Source organism: Allobosea sp. (assembly GCF_035999205.1).
Lineage (GTDB): Bacteria > Pseudomonadota > Alphaproteobacteria > Rhizobiales > Beijerinckiaceae > Allobosea.
Genome location: NZ_DASYHA010000018.1, coordinates 161,827 through 175,773, shown reverse-complemented (window position 1 = coordinate 175,773; position 13,947 = coordinate 161,827). Strand labels below are relative to the sequence as shown.

Below are 13,947 nucleotides of genomic sequence, written 5' to 3'. Positions count from 1 at the left end.
TGCAATCTTCTGTGGCAAACCGGCATTGGAGTGATTTCTTAGCCTTTTGCGGGATTGAATGAGAACAATTTAGGCATAGGGTGTGTTGTTGTTGCGGCGCATCAACGAATGTTGCAGCGCCGGAAGGATCAACATCGCATGTACGGGGCCGCCATGTCGTTTGCCTATCATGCCTATGAAGCGGTTCACATGATGCTCAGCCCCGCCAGGGGCATGTCGGATGCCATGCATCTGGCCTTCAGGAACCCGGCGAATCCGCTGACCTACACGCCGATGGGCCGTAGCATCGCTGCCTCCTGCGAGCTGTTCGAGCGCACCACGCGGCGCTACGGCAAGCCCGCCTTCGGCCTGTCCGAGACGACGATCAACGGCGTCAAGACCGCCGTCGAGGAGCGCGTCGTCTGGGAACGTCCGTTCTGCCGGCTGGTCTATTTCGACCGCAAGATCTCCGGCCGCCGCAAGCCGCAGCCCAAGGTCCTGCTGGTCGCGCCGATGTCGGGCCACTACGCCACGCTGCTGCGCGGCACCGTGGAGGCCTTCCTGCCCGGGCACGAGGTCTACATCACCGACTGGACCGATGCCCGCCTGGTGCCGCTCGTGGCCGGCCGCTTCGACCTCGACGACTATATCGACTACGTCATCGCGATGCTGCAGATGCTCGGCCCCGAGACCCATGTGATGGCTGTCTGCCAGCCTTCGGTGCCGGTTCTCGCCGCCGCCGCCCGCATGGAGGCCGAGGGTGACGTCTGCGCGCCACGCTCGATGACGCTGATGGGCGGGCCGATCGACACCCGACGCTCGCCGACCGCGGTGAACTGCCTCGCCATGGAGCGCGGTACGGATTGGTTCCGGCGCAACTGCATCACCAAGGTCCCCTTCCCGCATCCGGGCACCTTCCGCGACGTCTACCCCGGCTTCATGCAGCTCTCCGGCTTCATGGCGATGAACATCGACCGCCATGTCAGCGCGCATTACGAGATGTATCAGCACCTGATCGCCGGCGACGGCGATTCCGCCGAGAAGCACCGCGACTTCTACGACGAGTACCTGGCGGTGATGGACCTGACCGCGGAGTTCTATCTCCAGACGGTCGAGACCGTCTTCGTCGAGCACGCGCTGCCAAAGGGCACGATGATGCATCGCGACAAGCCGGTTGATTGCACAGCCATCCGCCGCGTCGCGCTGATGACCGTCGAAGGCGAGAAGGACGACATCTCCGGCGTCGGGCAGACGCAGGCCGCCCACGACCTCTGCCCCAACATCCCCGCCGAGAAGCGCGTGCACTACCTCCAGAAGGGCGTCGGCCATTACGGCGTCTTCAACGGCTCGCGCTTCCGCTCCGAGATCGCTCCGCGCATCTCGGACTTCATGGTCAGCCTCGACATGGAAGCGGCCAAGGGCCGCCGCGATGCCGGCGCGGCCGAGGCCCGCAAGGGGCTGAAGGTCGCGAGCTGAGCGGAGCGGCGCCTGCGCCGCTCCGGCTACCGAAAGAAGATCACCGTCTGCAGCAGGAAGATCGGGATCAGGATCGCCCCCGACCAGAGCATGTAGCCGAAGAAGCTCGGCATCCGGACCTTGCGGTCCTTGGCGATGGCGTAGACCATGAAGTTCGGCGCATTGCCGATATAGGTGTTGGCGCCCATGAAGACGGCGCCCGCCGAGATCGCCGCCAGCGTCAGCGCGCCCGTCGTCATCAGCTTCTGCGGATCGCCGCCGGCCAGCTCGAAAAAGACGAGATAGGTCGGCGCATTGTCGAGGAACGAGGACAGGGCGCCGGTCAGCCAGAAATAGGCGACCGTGTTGTGGCTACCGTCGGGATTGGTGACGAGCGAGACCAGCCCCGAGAAGGCGCCGTCCCGGCCCGCCTGCAGCATCGCCAGCACGGGAATGATGCAGATGAAGATGCCGGCGAAGAGCTTGGCGACCTCCTTGATCGGGCCCCAGCTGAACTCGTTGCCGGCCCTGACCGGATTGGGCGTCAGCATCAGCGAGAGCGCGGCCAGCGCCAGCAGGATTCCGTCGCGCACGATGTTCTGCAGTTCGACATGGACGCCCGCGATGGTGACCGCGACGCCGGGCTTCCAGCTGGCCGACATCAGGATCGCCGCGATGACGCCGCCGAGCAGGAGGAAGTTGACCTTGCCGTAGAGCTTGATGTCGCGGTCGGGCGTCGGGTCCTTCAGGGCCGGCATGCCGTCTTCCTTGCGGTAGAACCAGCTGTCGAGGGCGAAGAAGAGCGCGAGCAGGATCGCGACGGCCAGCGCTGTCTCCGGCAGCAGATGCGTCGTCGTCCAGAAGAAGTTCACCCCGCGCAGGAAGCCGAGGAAGAGCGGCGGGTCGCCGAGTGGCGTCAGCGAGCCGCCGATATTCGAGACCAGGAAGATGAAGAACACGACGACATGGACGTTGTGGCGCCTGTTGTCGTTGGCGCGCAGCACCGGGCGGATCATGATGATCGAGGCGCCGGTGGTGCCGACGAAGCTCGCCATCAGCGTGCCGATCGCCAGCAGGGCCGTGTTCGTCGCGGGGGTCCCGTGCAGGTTTCCCATGATCAGGATGCCGCCGGCGATCGTGAACAGCGCAAAAAGCAGAATGATGAAAGGGATGTATTCGAGCAGCGCCGTATGTGCGAGCGCGCCCAATGCCGGCTCGAAGCCGCGGAACAGGACGAGCGGCACGAGCACCAGCGCCGCCCAGAAGGCCGCGAACTTGCCGTAGTTCAGCTCCCAGAAATGCGGGAACAGGATCGGCCCCAGCGCGATCGAGAGCAGCATGCCGGCGAAGGGCAGCGCCCAGAGGCCGCCCATCGAGCCCCCGCCGATGTCGCCGGCAGCGAAGGCGGCACTGGATGTCAGGCAGAGGGTCACGATCGCGGCAGCCCGCGTCAGTCCGGTTTTCAAGGCCATTCCCCGCCCCACTCTTCGCGTGGTTGTCGTGATCCGCTGCCGGGCACGGTTATACGATGGCCATGCCCCCCGCAACCGGAGCGCCCGCCCGCTTTCCGCCATTGTGCCGCTGTTCATTCCGCGAGAATAATCTTCTCCGCGCGGTGATCCGCCGCGCTGATTCGGACAGCCCCATGTGCCGTTTCCTGGCCTATTCCGGCGTGCCGGTCTTCCTCGAGGACCTCGTCGCCGCACCGTGCCATTCGCTGATCCATCAGTCGCTGCACGCGGCCGAGGCCAAAACGGGCACGAATGGCGACGGCTTCGGCGTCGGCTGGTATGGCGACCGGCAGGAGCCCGGCCAGTATCGCGAGGTCAGGCCGGCCTGGTCGGACGAGAACCTGCTCTCGATCGCCCGGCAGGTCCGCTCGCATCTGTTCTTCGCCCATGTCCGGGCGGCGACAGGCACGGCGACGACGCGGGCCAACTGCCACCCCTTCGCTCATGGCCGGCATCTCTTCATGCATAACGGCCAGATCGGGGGCTACGGCTTGATCCGGCGCCGGCTCGAGGCGCTGATCCCCGATTCGCTCTATTCCGCCCGGGTCGGCACGACCGATTCGGAAGCGCTGTTCCTGCTCACCCTCTCGCGCATCGAGGGAGGGCTGGCGCCCGGTGCGGCCCTGGCCGCCGCGCTGGGCGACGCGCTCGATCTGATGCGGCATGTCGGCACGAGCGAGCCCCTGCGCTGCGCCGCGGCCCTCGCCGATGGCGACACGATCCATGCCGTGCGCTGGTCCTCCGATGCGCGCCCGCCGAGCCTCTATCTCTGCCAGCGCAGCGACAGCGTCGTCGTCGCCTCGGAGCCGGTCGACGCCGCGCGCGACTGCTGGCAGGCGCTGCCCTGCAACACGCTGGTGTCGGTCCGCGCCGGCACGGTCGCGTTGACGCCATTTGAGGTCGGCCTCGAGCAGGCCGCCTGAGCCGCGGTCCTCGCATTATTTGCGCAGGCCCGTGAACCGGACGCCGGCCGGAAGCGACAGATGATCGGGTCGCGAGCCTTGCGGCTCAGCCTTCGCCGCCTCGGTCTTCACACCTCCCAAAGGCTACCGGGGCGGCGATACGCTCCCATATCGCGGAGCCTGCCTTGACCCGCCTTGCCGTTCTCCCGTTAAATTCGGGCGGGGGGCGCCGTAGGGCCAATCATGCTGCGCACCATCGTTTTCATCGTCACGCTTTTCGTTCTCTCGGCACCCGCACGTGCCTACGACAATACGATCAGCCGCGGACTCGCGGATTTCCTCAATATCTTCAGCGAACAGCCGATCCCGCGCCAGGTGGTGCCGTGGAGCGGACAACAGGCTGCGGGCACGGTCGTGATCTCGACCAGCCAGCGGCGGCTCTACTACGTCCTCGGCAATGGGCGAGCGCTGCGCTACGGCGTCGGCGTCGGACGGCAGGGCTTCAGCTGGTCGGGCACCAAGAACGTCACGATGAAACGCGAATGGCCGGATTGGCGACCGCCGGCGGCCATGCTCAAGCGCCGCCCCGACCTGCCGCGCCACATGGCCGGCGGCATCGACAACCCTCTTGGGGCGCGCGCGCTCTATCTCGGATCGAGCCTCTACCGCATCCATGGCTCGAACGAGCCGAACACGATCGGCGCCGCTGTATCGTCGGGCTGCATCAGGATGACCAATCGCGACGTCGTCGATCTCTACGACCGCGTCAGGATCGGAACCAAGGTCGTCGTGCTCCGCTGATTCGGACGCGGCACGCTCGAAACCCTGAGCCCCGACCACGCCATTCGCATGCCGCGGCCGAGCGGCCGTCGGCAGAAAACCACGAATGGTCACCTGCCACGCGAGCGCGGCGCGCATCAGCATCGCAGTTCGCTTGCCTCGGTTGGAATGCATGTGTGCCTCTATGGTTCGGCGGCATCATGCTTGAACGCAAGAACTGAAGATAATCAAATCAATGCCTTATCGACATATCGCTGGTCGGAAGGCCAGCCCGTGCCCCCTCGCCGCGGGACAGGAAGGCGGCGCAGCGTCGATGACCCCATGAAACGCTTCCCCATTGGACGCGGATCACCGGGATCGGCGGAGATGCGTTGCACGCCGATCTCCTAGTCCGCCGCCCCAAGCCTCGACGCCGTGGCCGGAGGACGATGCTTACGGACCTGCCGGACCGTGGCTCTAAACCCGCCGTTAACCTCGATCGGTCATTTCGTTGGACTAGTAATGCTTCGCGCGGGCTGCACCTGCTGCGGCACAGAGTGGCAGATCCATGCGGCTGATCGTCGGCACAATCATCGTCTTCGGCTGCGTCTTCGGCGGCTACGCGGCCATGGGTGGCCACCTCCTCGTCCTTTGGCAGCCGTTCGAGTTCGTGATCATCCTCGGTGCAGCCATCGGTGCCTTCGTCATCGGCAACCCCGCGCCGGTGCTCAAGGCCGTGCCCAGCATGCTGGGCACGATCATGAAGGGCCCCAAGTACACGCAGGAATGCTATGTCGAACTGCTGGGGATGCAGTATTCCTTGTACAAGCTCGTGAAGCAGAAGGGCATGCTCGCTATCGAGCAGCACATTGAAAATCCGAGCGAATCGACGCTGTTCAACGCCTTCCCGACTTTTGCAGCGAACCATCATGCGGTCGAGTTCGTCTGCGACTACATGCGCATGTTGTCGCTGGGCGCCAACAACGTCCACGAGATTGACGCTCTGATGGACGAGGAACTGGAGACGCACCACCAGGAGCAGGAGCGTCTCGTTTCGGCCATGCAGTCGATCGCCGACGGAACGCCGGCGCTCGGCATCGTCGCCGCCGTGCTCGGCGTGATCAAGACGATGGGGGCGATCAAAGAGCCGCCGGAGGTGCTGGGACATCTGATCGGCGGCGCGCTCGTGGGCACCTTCTTCGGCGTCTTTGTCGCCTACGGCTTCTTCGCGCCCATGGCAGCGTCGCTCAAGAGCACCTTCGAGGCGGAATCCAAGTACTTCCTTTCACTCAAGGCGGGGCTCCTCGCCCATATCAGCGGCCAGCCGCCGGTGATGTCGGTCGAATTTGCCCGCAAGGCTCTGATGAGCGACGTCCGCCCGACCTTCAGCGAAGTGGAAGCGGCGACCGCGGCTCTGCCCGCCAACGTCTGACCCAATCTCCAGTGGGGACTCGATGGACAAGCCCGCCCAGCCGATCATCATCAAGAAGGTCAAGAAGGCCGGTCATGCGCACCACGGCGGGGCCTGGAAGATCGCGTATGCGGACTTCGTGACCGCCATGATGGCGTTCTTTCTGCTGATGTGGCTGATCAGCATGACGACGCAGGAGCAGAAGAACGGCCTGGCTGAATACTTCGCGCCGACGGCCCTGAGTGCCAGCACCAGCGGCGCTGGCGGCATCCTGATGGGCACCGCCCTGGACAAGTCAGGCAACAAATCGTCAGTGCCCCGCGACGCGGCGATAGGCTCCGCCAAGCAGGAGGACGGAGCGCGCCCGACCGGCTCGGGCCGTGCCAGCGACCGCGAGGTCAACCGCCCGGCCGCCAACGTGCAGGCCAACCACAGCGCCATAGCCAGCCTCCGGCAGGCGCTCCAGAAGCTGCCCGAAATTACCGAGCTGTCGCGTAACATCGTGATCGAGCAAACGAAGGAGGGGGTGACCGTTTCCCTCGTGGACGAGGACGGCCGCTCCATGTTCCCGGAGGGCTCGGTCCAGCCCTACCAGCACACCCGTCTCGTGCTGGAGGCGATCGCGCCCACCCTGCGCCGGCTGCCCAACCGCCTGTCTGTCACCGGCCACACGGCCGCCGCGCGCCCGGGCTCGGTGCGGGCCGTCGAACCCTGGGGCCTCACCACCGGCCGCGCGCTCGCCGTACGCGAGATTCTGTCCGGTGCGGGACTCCCCAGCGACCACTTCGACTCCGTGGTGGGACGCGGCGACACCGAGCCGGTCTTCCCCGACAATCCCTACCTCTCGCCGAACCGACGGGTGACGATCTTGCTGCTCAATGCGGAACCGCCGCTGCCCCCGAACATCCTTCGCTGACGACAAGGCGCCTCGGCGGGCTCAGTGTCCGTTTGAGATTGAGCTCAGTGGCTGCCGCACTCGGCTGGCCTGCCGCCACCCTGCAAGCACTTGGATGCCGCCGTTGCTTCGCTGATCAGGGTCGTGGATGCGATCGACGGAGATTGCGACCTGGAGCCTAACCTCGCCGGAACGCCTTCGTCCTGGCACCGATCTGGAGGATGCGTGCCTGGACGAAGGCGCGCAATGCGAGAATGAGTGTGAGCCCGACGACAACGGGTTCTGCGACGACGACCGGTCGTCGATTCGTCGCGCCGTCTCCACCTTGGTCGAACGCCCGAAGAGCGAGGTCGTCGCAGCGCCCTCGGGCGGGTTGCTGATCGTTGCGCTCTATCGTCTGAGTGTGGCCTTGAAGGATGACGGCAGCACAGATGCTGCCCGAATCAGCCGCTGCGCTTGGTCCACCGGCAGACTCGACTCATGCGGATGGCGCTGCCCAGGCGAAGCTCTCGGCTTGCCCGATGCCTGCTTGAAGCCCCGTAGTCTCGCCCGAGGGGAGAGAGGGCTGGGGGCAAATTTTGGGGTAGGCCGGACTGTTCCGGCTATTCCCGCGAAACCGTAGTCATTTGGCGGGAGGAGATGGTGGAGCCAGGCGGAATCGAACCGCCGACCTCTTGAATGCCATTCAAGCGCTCTCCCAACTGAGCTATGGCCCCACTCTCAACCAGCCGACATGGGGGTCGGCCGGGATAATCTGGGATCCGCGCCGCTCACCATTTCGGTGAGGAAAGGCCCGGAACCCGGTCACCGCGTCAGCGGCGAAGCGCTCTATAGGCGGGAGCGGCGGAAGACTCAAGCACCTATTGTCGCTTGATCGTCATTCTTTTTCGCGGCCCCTGCCGAAGGCGTTCAAACGTCTTCGTCGCCCTCGATGTCGCCATCGATCAGGTCGGAAACGTCGTCGTCGCCTTCCTCGTCCTCTTCCAGGAAGGTGTCGTCGTCGGGCGTGCCGTCGTCCTCGACCTCGATGTCGTCCTCGCTGGTGACGACGACATCCTTCTCGGACGCCTCGGCATCGGCCTCGTCGAGCGAGACGAGTTCGACAGCGCCGTCGGCGGCCTCGGTCTCATCCTCGTCCTCGTCGGGCTTGGCCGCGGCTGCGGCAGCAACCTTGGCCTGCGGCTCGAACATCGAGCGCGCGAACGACTGTCCCGTATAGGGGGAGACAATCGGGTCCTTGTTCAGGTCGTAGAATTTGCGGCCCGTGGTCGGGCAAACGCGTTTCGTTCCAAGTTCCGGTTTCGCCACTGCGTCGGACCTTCAATCATTCATGTTTTGAAAAGCAGGCGCGTCCGTTAGTCGGGGCAGCCGGCCCTGTCAAATGCTGATTTCATGTCGGCGCTCCCGATCGCGGAGGTCAAGAGGGAATCCTGGCGCAACTGCTCTCACGCTTGCGCGAGCCAGGCCGGACGTGACGCGTGCCAGACGGGCGTGCTAGGGCACGACCTCCCTGATCGATCAGCCGGCAGAAGAACCGTGTCCCACGCGCTTACCCCCGTCCCCGTCACCGCACGCCGCTCGGGCCCGCTGCGCGGCAGCGTCCGCGTCCCCGGCGACAAGTCGATCTCGCACCGGGCGATGATCTTCGGCCTGCTCGCCATCGGCGAAACCGTGGTCACGGGCCTGCTGGAGGGCGAGGACGTGATGCGCACCGCCGACGCGGCACGTGCGCTGGGCGCGATCGTCCACCATGACGGCCCGGGCGCCTGGCGCGTGCGGGGCGTCGGCGTCGGCGGCTTGCGCGAACCGGCCGGCCTGCTCGATTTCGGCAATGCCGGCACGGGCTCGCGCCTGATGATGGGCGTCTGCGGTTCCCACCCGATCACGACGACCTTCGACGGCGACGCCTCGCTGCGCAAGCGGCCGATGCGGCGCATTCTCGATCCGCTCGAGCAGATGGGCACCGTCATCGTCTCGCAGGAAGCGGGCGGGCGCGTGCCCTTGACCCTGCGCGGGCCGAAGGAGGCGCTGCCGATCACCTATCGCACGCCGGTCGCCTCGGCACAGATCAAGTCGGCGGTGCTGCTGGCCGGCCTCGCCGCCCCCGGCGAGACCACCGTGATCGAGACGGAAGCGACGCGCGACCACACCGAGAAGATGCTGACGCATTTCGGCGCCGATGTCGTCGTGACGCCCGAGGGCGAGCATGGCCGACGGATCGTGCTGAAGGGCCAGCCCGAATTGCAGGCGAGGCCGATCGTGGTCCCGGCCGACCCGTCCTCAGCTGCCTTTCCGCTGGTCGCCGGGCTGATCGTGCCGGGCTCCGACATCCTGATCGAGAGCGTGATGACCAACCCGCTGCGCAGCGGTCTGTTGACGACGCTGCGTGAGATGGGCGCCGACATCACCGTCGAGAGCGAGGCGAACGAGGGCGGCGAGGCGGTGGCGACGCTGCGCGTCCGGGCCTCGGCGCTGAAGGGCGTCGTCGTGCCGCCCGAGCGGGCACCGTCGATGATCGACGAATATCCCGTACTGGCGGTCGCGGCCTCATTCGCGACCGGAACCACGCGCATGCGGGGCCTGCAGGAGCTGCGGGTCAAGGAATCCGACCGGCTCGCGGCGGTCGAGGCCGGGCTGAAGGCGGCCGGCGTCACCTGCGCGATCGAGGGCGACGATCTCGTCGTCGAAGGTTCGGGCGGCGCGGTCACCGGCGGCGGCACGGTTGCCACCCATCTCGACCATCGCATCGCGATGAGTTTCCTCGTTATGGGTCTGGCGACGCAGAGGCCGATGCAGGTCGATGACGGCGCGATGATCGCGACGAGCTTCCCGAGCTTCATTTCCCTGATGAACGGGCTTGGAGCCGAGATTTCCGGAGTCGAGATCGGATGAGCCGCGAACAGGCACCGGCAGGGCTCGTGATCGCGGTCGACGGCCCGGCGGCATCGGGCAAGGGCACGCTGGCGCGCCGGCTCTCGGCGCATTACCGGCTGCCCTATCTCGACACCGGCCTGCTCTACCGCATGGTCGCGCGGGCCATGCTCGACGCCGGTCACGACATCCGCGATGCAGAGGCGGCGGCCGGGCTGGTCTCGACCTTCAAGGACGATGCCTTCACCGAAGACAGCCTGCGCGGCCGCGAGATCGGCGAGGCGGCTTCCGTCGTCGCGGCCATGCCGGCGGTGCGCAGCGGGCTGATCGAGCGCCAGCGGCGGTTTGCGGCGCAGCCCGGCGGCGCCGTCCTCGACGGGCGCGACATCGGCACGGTGATCTGCCCGCAGGCGCCGGCCAAGCTCTTCGTCACCGCGACGCCAGAGGTGCGCGCCGCCCGGCGCCACAAGGAACTGGCCGGGCGCGGCGAGATTGCCACTTTCGAAGGCATCCTGGCCGATATCCGCCGGCGCGACGCGCGCGATTCCGGCCGCAGCGACGCTCCTCTCAAGGCCGCAGAGGATGCCGTGATCCTCGACACATCCGCGCTGACCGTCGAGGAGGCGGCGGCGGCAGCCATCGATATCGTGGAAATGCGCCGCGCGGCGCGATAATCGGCGCCGCTGCCCAGCTTTCGCACTTGGAACGAATCGAAAGCGGGCGCACACTTCCGTTGCGACATGATGACGGAGGTGGCGATGCGGCGTTGGCTGTACGGTCTCTTGAGTCTGGCGGCAGCGGGTCTGTGGACCGGCGCCGCCCCGAACGCCCAGCAGGCGGCCGGCCCGCCCGAGGAGGTCGATGTCGCGCTCGTGCTCGCGGTCGACGTGTCCTTCTCGATGGACCTCGACGAACTCGCGCTGCAGCGCAACGGCTATATCGAGGCGTTCCGCTCGAAGCCGCTGCACGACGCCATCGCAAAAGGCGCCATCGGCAAGATCGCCGTGACCTATTTCGAGTGGGCGGGCGGCAATTTCCAGCACATCGTCAAGCCCTGGACGATCATCGACACGCCGCAATCGGCGATCGCCTTCGCGGAGGAGCTCGGCGAGGCGCAGACGCGGCGCGGCCGCCGCACCTCGATCTCGGCAGCGATCGATCTCGGCGTGCAGTTGCTGGACCAGGCCAATGTCACGCCGATGCGCAAGGTGATCGACATCTCCGGCGACGGTGCCAACAATGACGGACGCGCCGTCACCGTGGCGCGTGACGAGGCCGGGGCGAAGGGCATCAACATCAACGGCCTGCCGGTGATGCTGAAGCAGGCGAGCTATTTCGACATCGACAACCTCGACGTCTACTACAAGGATTGCGTCGTCACCGGGCTTGGGGCGTTCGTGATCCCGATCCGCGAACGTCATCAGTTTGTCGACGCGACCCGCACCAAACTCATCCGTGAGATCGCCGAGATGCCACGCCACGGCGACGCGCTGATCCAGAAGGCGCAGGCGAGCGGCGGCAATAACGCGACCTGCCTCGCCGGCGAGCGGCAATGGCGCGACCGGATGGGGAATTGAGCCCCCGGTCACGTCCCGCGCGGCTTCGCCCGCGTCGTCGGCGGCGCAGCGGCCGGGTCGTCCGGCCAGGGGTGGCGCGGGTAGCGCCCCTTCATCTCGGACTTCACCGCCGCCCATGAGCCGCGCCAGAAGCCCGGCAGGTCGCGGGTGATCTGGACGGGCTTGTGGCCCGGCGACAGGAGCTCGAGCACCAGCGGCACGCGTCCGCCGGCGAGCGCCGGGTGCTTCGACAGACCGAAGAGCTCCTGCACCCTGACGGAAATCGTCGGCCCCGCCTCGGCGGCATAGTCGACGGCAAGGCTGGAGCCGGTCGGAGCTGTGAAATGCGTCGGCGCCTCGCTGTCGAGCCGGCGCTTCATCTCCCAGGGCAGCAGGTCCGCGAGCGCGGCATCGAGATCGCCCGGCTCGATCGCGCCGAGCGAGGCGCGACCGGTGATGTGTGGCGCGAGCCAGATTGCGGCCTCGGCCGCCAGCCCCTCATCGGAGAGGTCCGGCCAACCTTGCTCGGGTTCGGCGCGCCGCAGGAAATCGACACGCTCGCGCAATTGCCGTTGCGCCTTCGTCCAGGGCAGCAGGCCGACGCCCAGCCCCGCGATGCCCCGTGCGAGAATCGCCGCGTTGGCGGCAGAGGGCTCGGCCGGCAGAGGTCGCTCCGACAGGCTGAGCGCGCAATAGCGCCTGACCGCCCGGACGCGAAGCGCGCGCGCCGCGCGGTCGAAACTCGCCTCGCTGCGCTCCTCGATCGTAAAGGGCGAGAGCCCATTAGCGGCGAGCCAGACGATCTCAGCCTCGGTGATCGCCGCGGCCGACAGAATGCGCGCTTGCTGGGCCGCGCCGGTCATTTCGGCGACGACGACATGGCTCTCGCGCGCCAGCCTTTGTGTCGGCTCGAACGTGGCCCCGCGCCCATTGGCGAGCAGATACTGCCCGGAGCCCGGATTGCGCGCCCTGGCGACGCGATCGGGATAGGCGAAGGCCAGCAACAGCCCAGGCGACAGGTCCTGCAAATCCGCGGATTGTCGCGCGGCGCGTTCCGCCGCCCTGGCCCAGCCCTCGGCCAGACGGCGCATGTCGCTTGCCCGGCCACCGCGCTCGCGCCCGAAACGCTCCAGCCGCTCGGAGAGATCGAGCGCGTCGCCGCCGAGCCCACGCTCGACGAGCAGGGCGGCGAGCAGCGCCGCCGGCTCGGCCTGTCGGAAGCGCGCCGCCGCCACGACCATGCGGGCGAGGCGGGGCGGCAATGGCAGGATCTGCAGCGCGCGTCCCTCGGGCGTGATCCGGCCATCGGCAGCAAGCGCGCCGATGCTTCCCAAAAGGCTGCGGGCTTCCTTGAGCGCGGGCGCGGGCGGCGTGTCGAGGAAGGCCAGGCTCGTCGGGTCCGACACACCCCAGACAGCGCAATCGAGCAGCAGCGGGGCGAGATCGGCGGAGAGGATCTCGGGGCGCGCGAAGGCTTCGAGCGCGCCGTTGCCGGCTTCTTCCCACAAGCGGTAGCAGATGCCGGGCTCGGTGCGCCCGGCGCGGCCGCGGCGCTGGTCGCAGGCCGCACGGCTGGCGCGGCGCGTCTCCAGCCGGGTGACGCCGATGTCCGGCTCGTAGACGGGTACGCGGGCGAGACCTGAATCGACAACCACCCGCACGCCTTCGATCGTCAGCGAGGTTTCGGCGATGGACGTCGCGAGGACGACCTTGCGGCGACCGGCAGGGGGCGGCAGCACGGCACGGTCCTGCTCGGCCTGGTCGAGCGCGCCATAGAGCGGGGCGATCTCGACGCTCGCGTCGCGAATGCGCTCGCGCAGGCGCTCCTCGACGCGCCTGATCTCGCCTTGACCAGGCAGGAAGACGAGCTGCGAGCCCGGCTGCTCGTTCAATGCCAGCAGCACGGCATCCGCAACCTGATCCTCGATGCGCTTCAACGGCTCGCGGCCGAGATAGCGCGTCTCGACCGGAAAGGCCCGGCCCTGGCTCTCGATCACCGGCGCCTCGCCGAGCAGGCGCGCGACGCGGGCGCCGTCGAGCGTGGCGGACATGACGAGGACACGGAGTTCCTCGCGCAGACCGGACTGCGCGTCGAGCGCCAGGGCCAGTCCGAAATCCGCATCGAGCGAGCGCTCGTGGAACTCGTCGAACAGGACGGCCGCGACGCCTTCCAAGGCGGGATCGTCGAGGATCATCCGGGCGAAGACGCCCTCGGTGACGACCTCGATCCGCGTCTTCGGGCCGATCTTCGAGCCAAGCCGGACGCGCAGCCCGACGGTCTCGCCGACGCGCTCGCCCAGCGTCTGTGCCATCCGGTTCGCCGCGCCACGCGCCGCCAGCCGCCGCGGTTCGAGCACGATCAGCTTGCCGCCCTTCGTCCAGGGTTCATCGAGCAGGGCAAGCGGCACGCGCGTGGTCTTGCCGGCACCGGGCGGGGCGACGAGCACGGCATTGCTGCTCGCCCGCAGGGCGGCAGCGAGATCGCCGAGGACGGCGTCGATCGGAAGCGGGGCGTCGAATGCGCGCATGCCGGCCCGATGTGGCGCAGCCTCGAAGTCTACGCAAGTTCCCTGCGCGCAAGCCTCTCGCCAGCCCGCGCCGGCCATGC

At 67.4% G+C, this 13,947-nt stretch carries 11 protein-coding genes and 1 tRNA gene; 8 read left to right on the top strand and 4 right to left on the bottom strand.

Going from position 1 to position 13,947, the window contains the following annotated elements; genetic code table 11:
* Positions 1-138: 138 nt before the first annotated feature.
* The gene (locus VGN82_RS06895; RefSeq protein WP_414644212.1) at positions 139-1,455 is read left to right on the top strand and encodes a polyhydroxyalkanoate depolymerase; all 1,317 of its coding nucleotides are present in this window, start codon (positions 139-141) and stop codon (positions 1,453-1,455) included.
* A gap of 26 nt (positions 1,456-1,481) precedes the next feature.
* On the opposite strand, the gene VGN82_RS06890 is transcribed toward VGN82_RS06895, so the two are convergent.
* Positions 1,482-2,906, bottom strand: a complete 1,425-nt coding sequence (locus VGN82_RS06890; RefSeq protein WP_327526256.1) for a sodium:proton antiporter — start codon at positions 2,904-2,906, stop codon at positions 1,482-1,484.
* Positions 2,907-3,079: 173 nt separating this feature from the next.
* On the opposite strand from VGN82_RS06890, the gene VGN82_RS06885 reads away from it, so the two are divergent.
* The 4 genes from VGN82_RS06885 to VGN82_RS06870 all read left to right on the top strand — a co-directional run bounded on the left by VGN82_RS06885 (position 3,080) and on the right by VGN82_RS06870 (position 6,933).
* Positions 3,080-3,868: a class II glutamine amidotransferase gene (locus VGN82_RS06885; RefSeq protein WP_327526255.1), complete on the top strand. Its 789-nt coding sequence runs from the start codon at positions 3,080-3,082 to the stop codon at positions 3,866-3,868.
* Between the two features lie 222 nt (positions 3,869-4,090).
* Positions 4,091-4,648 carry a L,D-transpeptidase gene (locus tag VGN82_RS06880; protein WP_327526254.1) on the top strand — a complete coding sequence of 186 codons (558 nt, stop codon included), beginning with the start codon at positions 4,091-4,093 and terminating at the stop codon, positions 4,646-4,648.
* Positions 4,649-5,174: 526 nt separating this feature from the next.
* Positions 5,175-6,038, top strand: a complete 864-nt coding sequence (gene motA / locus VGN82_RS06875) for a flagellar motor stator protein MotA (protein WP_327526253.1) — start codon at positions 5,175-5,177, stop codon at positions 6,036-6,038.
* A gap of 22 nt (positions 6,039-6,060) precedes the next feature.
* A complete protein-coding gene (locus tag VGN82_RS06870) occupies positions 6,061-6,933 on the top strand; it encodes a flagellar motor protein MotB (RefSeq protein ID WP_327526252.1) in 873 nt (290 codons plus the stop codon).
* A 619-nt stretch (positions 6,934-7,552) separates the two neighbouring features.
* Here VGN82_RS06870 and VGN82_RS06865 read toward each other — a convergent pair.
* Both VGN82_RS06865 and VGN82_RS06860 read right to left on the bottom strand, forming a co-directional pair.
* Positions 7,553-7,628: transfer RNA gene (locus tag VGN82_RS06865), tRNA-Ala, on the bottom strand.
* Between the two features lie 193 nt (positions 7,629-7,821).
* Positions 7,822-8,220, bottom strand: a complete 399-nt coding sequence (locus VGN82_RS06860; protein WP_327526251.1) for a TIGR02300 family protein — start codon at positions 8,218-8,220, stop codon at positions 7,822-7,824.
* A 228-nt stretch (positions 8,221-8,448) separates the two neighbouring features.
* On the opposite strand from VGN82_RS06860, the gene aroA reads away from it, so the two are divergent.
* The 3 genes from aroA (at position 8,449) to VGN82_RS06845 (ending at position 11,360) form a co-directional block, all read left to right on the top strand.
* Positions 8,449-9,804, top strand: a complete 1,356-nt coding sequence (gene aroA, locus VGN82_RS06855; protein ID WP_327526250.1) for a 3-phosphoshikimate 1-carboxyvinyltransferase — start codon at positions 8,449-8,451, stop codon at positions 9,802-9,804.
* Positions 9,801-10,457: a (d)CMP kinase gene (gene cmk / locus VGN82_RS06850; protein WP_327526249.1), complete on the top strand. Its 657-nt coding sequence runs from the start codon at positions 9,801-9,803 to the stop codon at positions 10,455-10,457. The genes aroA and cmk overlap by 4 nt, the downstream gene beginning before the upstream one ends.
* A gap of 84 nt (positions 10,458-10,541) precedes the next feature.
* Positions 10,542-11,360 (top strand): DUF1194 domain-containing protein, encoded by an 819-nt coding sequence (locus VGN82_RS06845; RefSeq protein WP_327526248.1) that lies wholly within the window; start codon positions 10,542-10,544, stop codon positions 11,358-11,360.
* A gap of 8 nt (positions 11,361-11,368) precedes the next feature.
* Here the strand turns inward: VGN82_RS06845 and hrpB are convergent, their stop codons facing one another.
* Positions 11,369-13,867, bottom strand: a complete 2,499-nt coding sequence (hrpB, locus tag VGN82_RS06840; RefSeq protein WP_327526247.1) for an ATP-dependent helicase HrpB — start codon at positions 13,865-13,867, stop codon at positions 11,369-11,371.
* Between the last annotated feature and the right edge of the window lie 80 nt (positions 13,868-13,947).

What these genes read in the sequence shown, in the direction of transcription:
- VGN82_RS06880 (WP_327526254.1), top strand. Translation starts at nt 4,091, where the DNA reads ATGCTGCGCACCATCGTTTTCATCGTCACGCTTTTCGTTCTCTCGGCA.
- cmk (WP_327526249.1), top strand. Translation starts at nt 9,801, where the DNA reads ATGAGCCGCGAACAGGCACCGGCAGGGCTCGTGATCGCGGTCGACGGC.
- VGN82_RS06890 (WP_327526256.1), bottom strand. Translation starts at nt 2,906, where the DNA reads ATGGCCTTGAAAACCGGACTGACGCGGGCTGCCGCGATCGTGACCCTC.
- VGN82_RS06885 (WP_327526255.1), top strand. Translation starts at nt 3,080, where the DNA reads ATGTGCCGTTTCCTGGCCTATTCCGGCGTGCCGGTCTTCCTCGAGGAC.
- motA (WP_327526253.1), top strand. Translation starts at nt 5,175, where the DNA reads ATGCGGCTGATCGTCGGCACAATCATCGTCTTCGGCTGCGTCTTCGGC.
- hrpB (WP_327526247.1), bottom strand. Translation starts at nt 13,867, where the DNA reads ATGCGCGCATTCGACGCCCCGCTTCCGATCGACGCCGTCCTCGGCGAT.
- VGN82_RS06845 (WP_327526248.1), top strand. Translation starts at nt 10,542, where the DNA reads ATGCGGCGTTGGCTGTACGGTCTCTTGAGTCTGGCGGCAGCGGGTCTG.
- VGN82_RS06870 (WP_327526252.1), top strand. Translation starts at nt 6,061, where the DNA reads ATGGACAAGCCCGCCCAGCCGATCATCATCAAGAAGGTCAAGAAGGCC.
- VGN82_RS06895 (WP_414644212.1), top strand. Translation starts at nt 139, where the DNA reads ATGTACGGGGCCGCCATGTCGTTTGCCTATCATGCCTATGAAGCGGTT.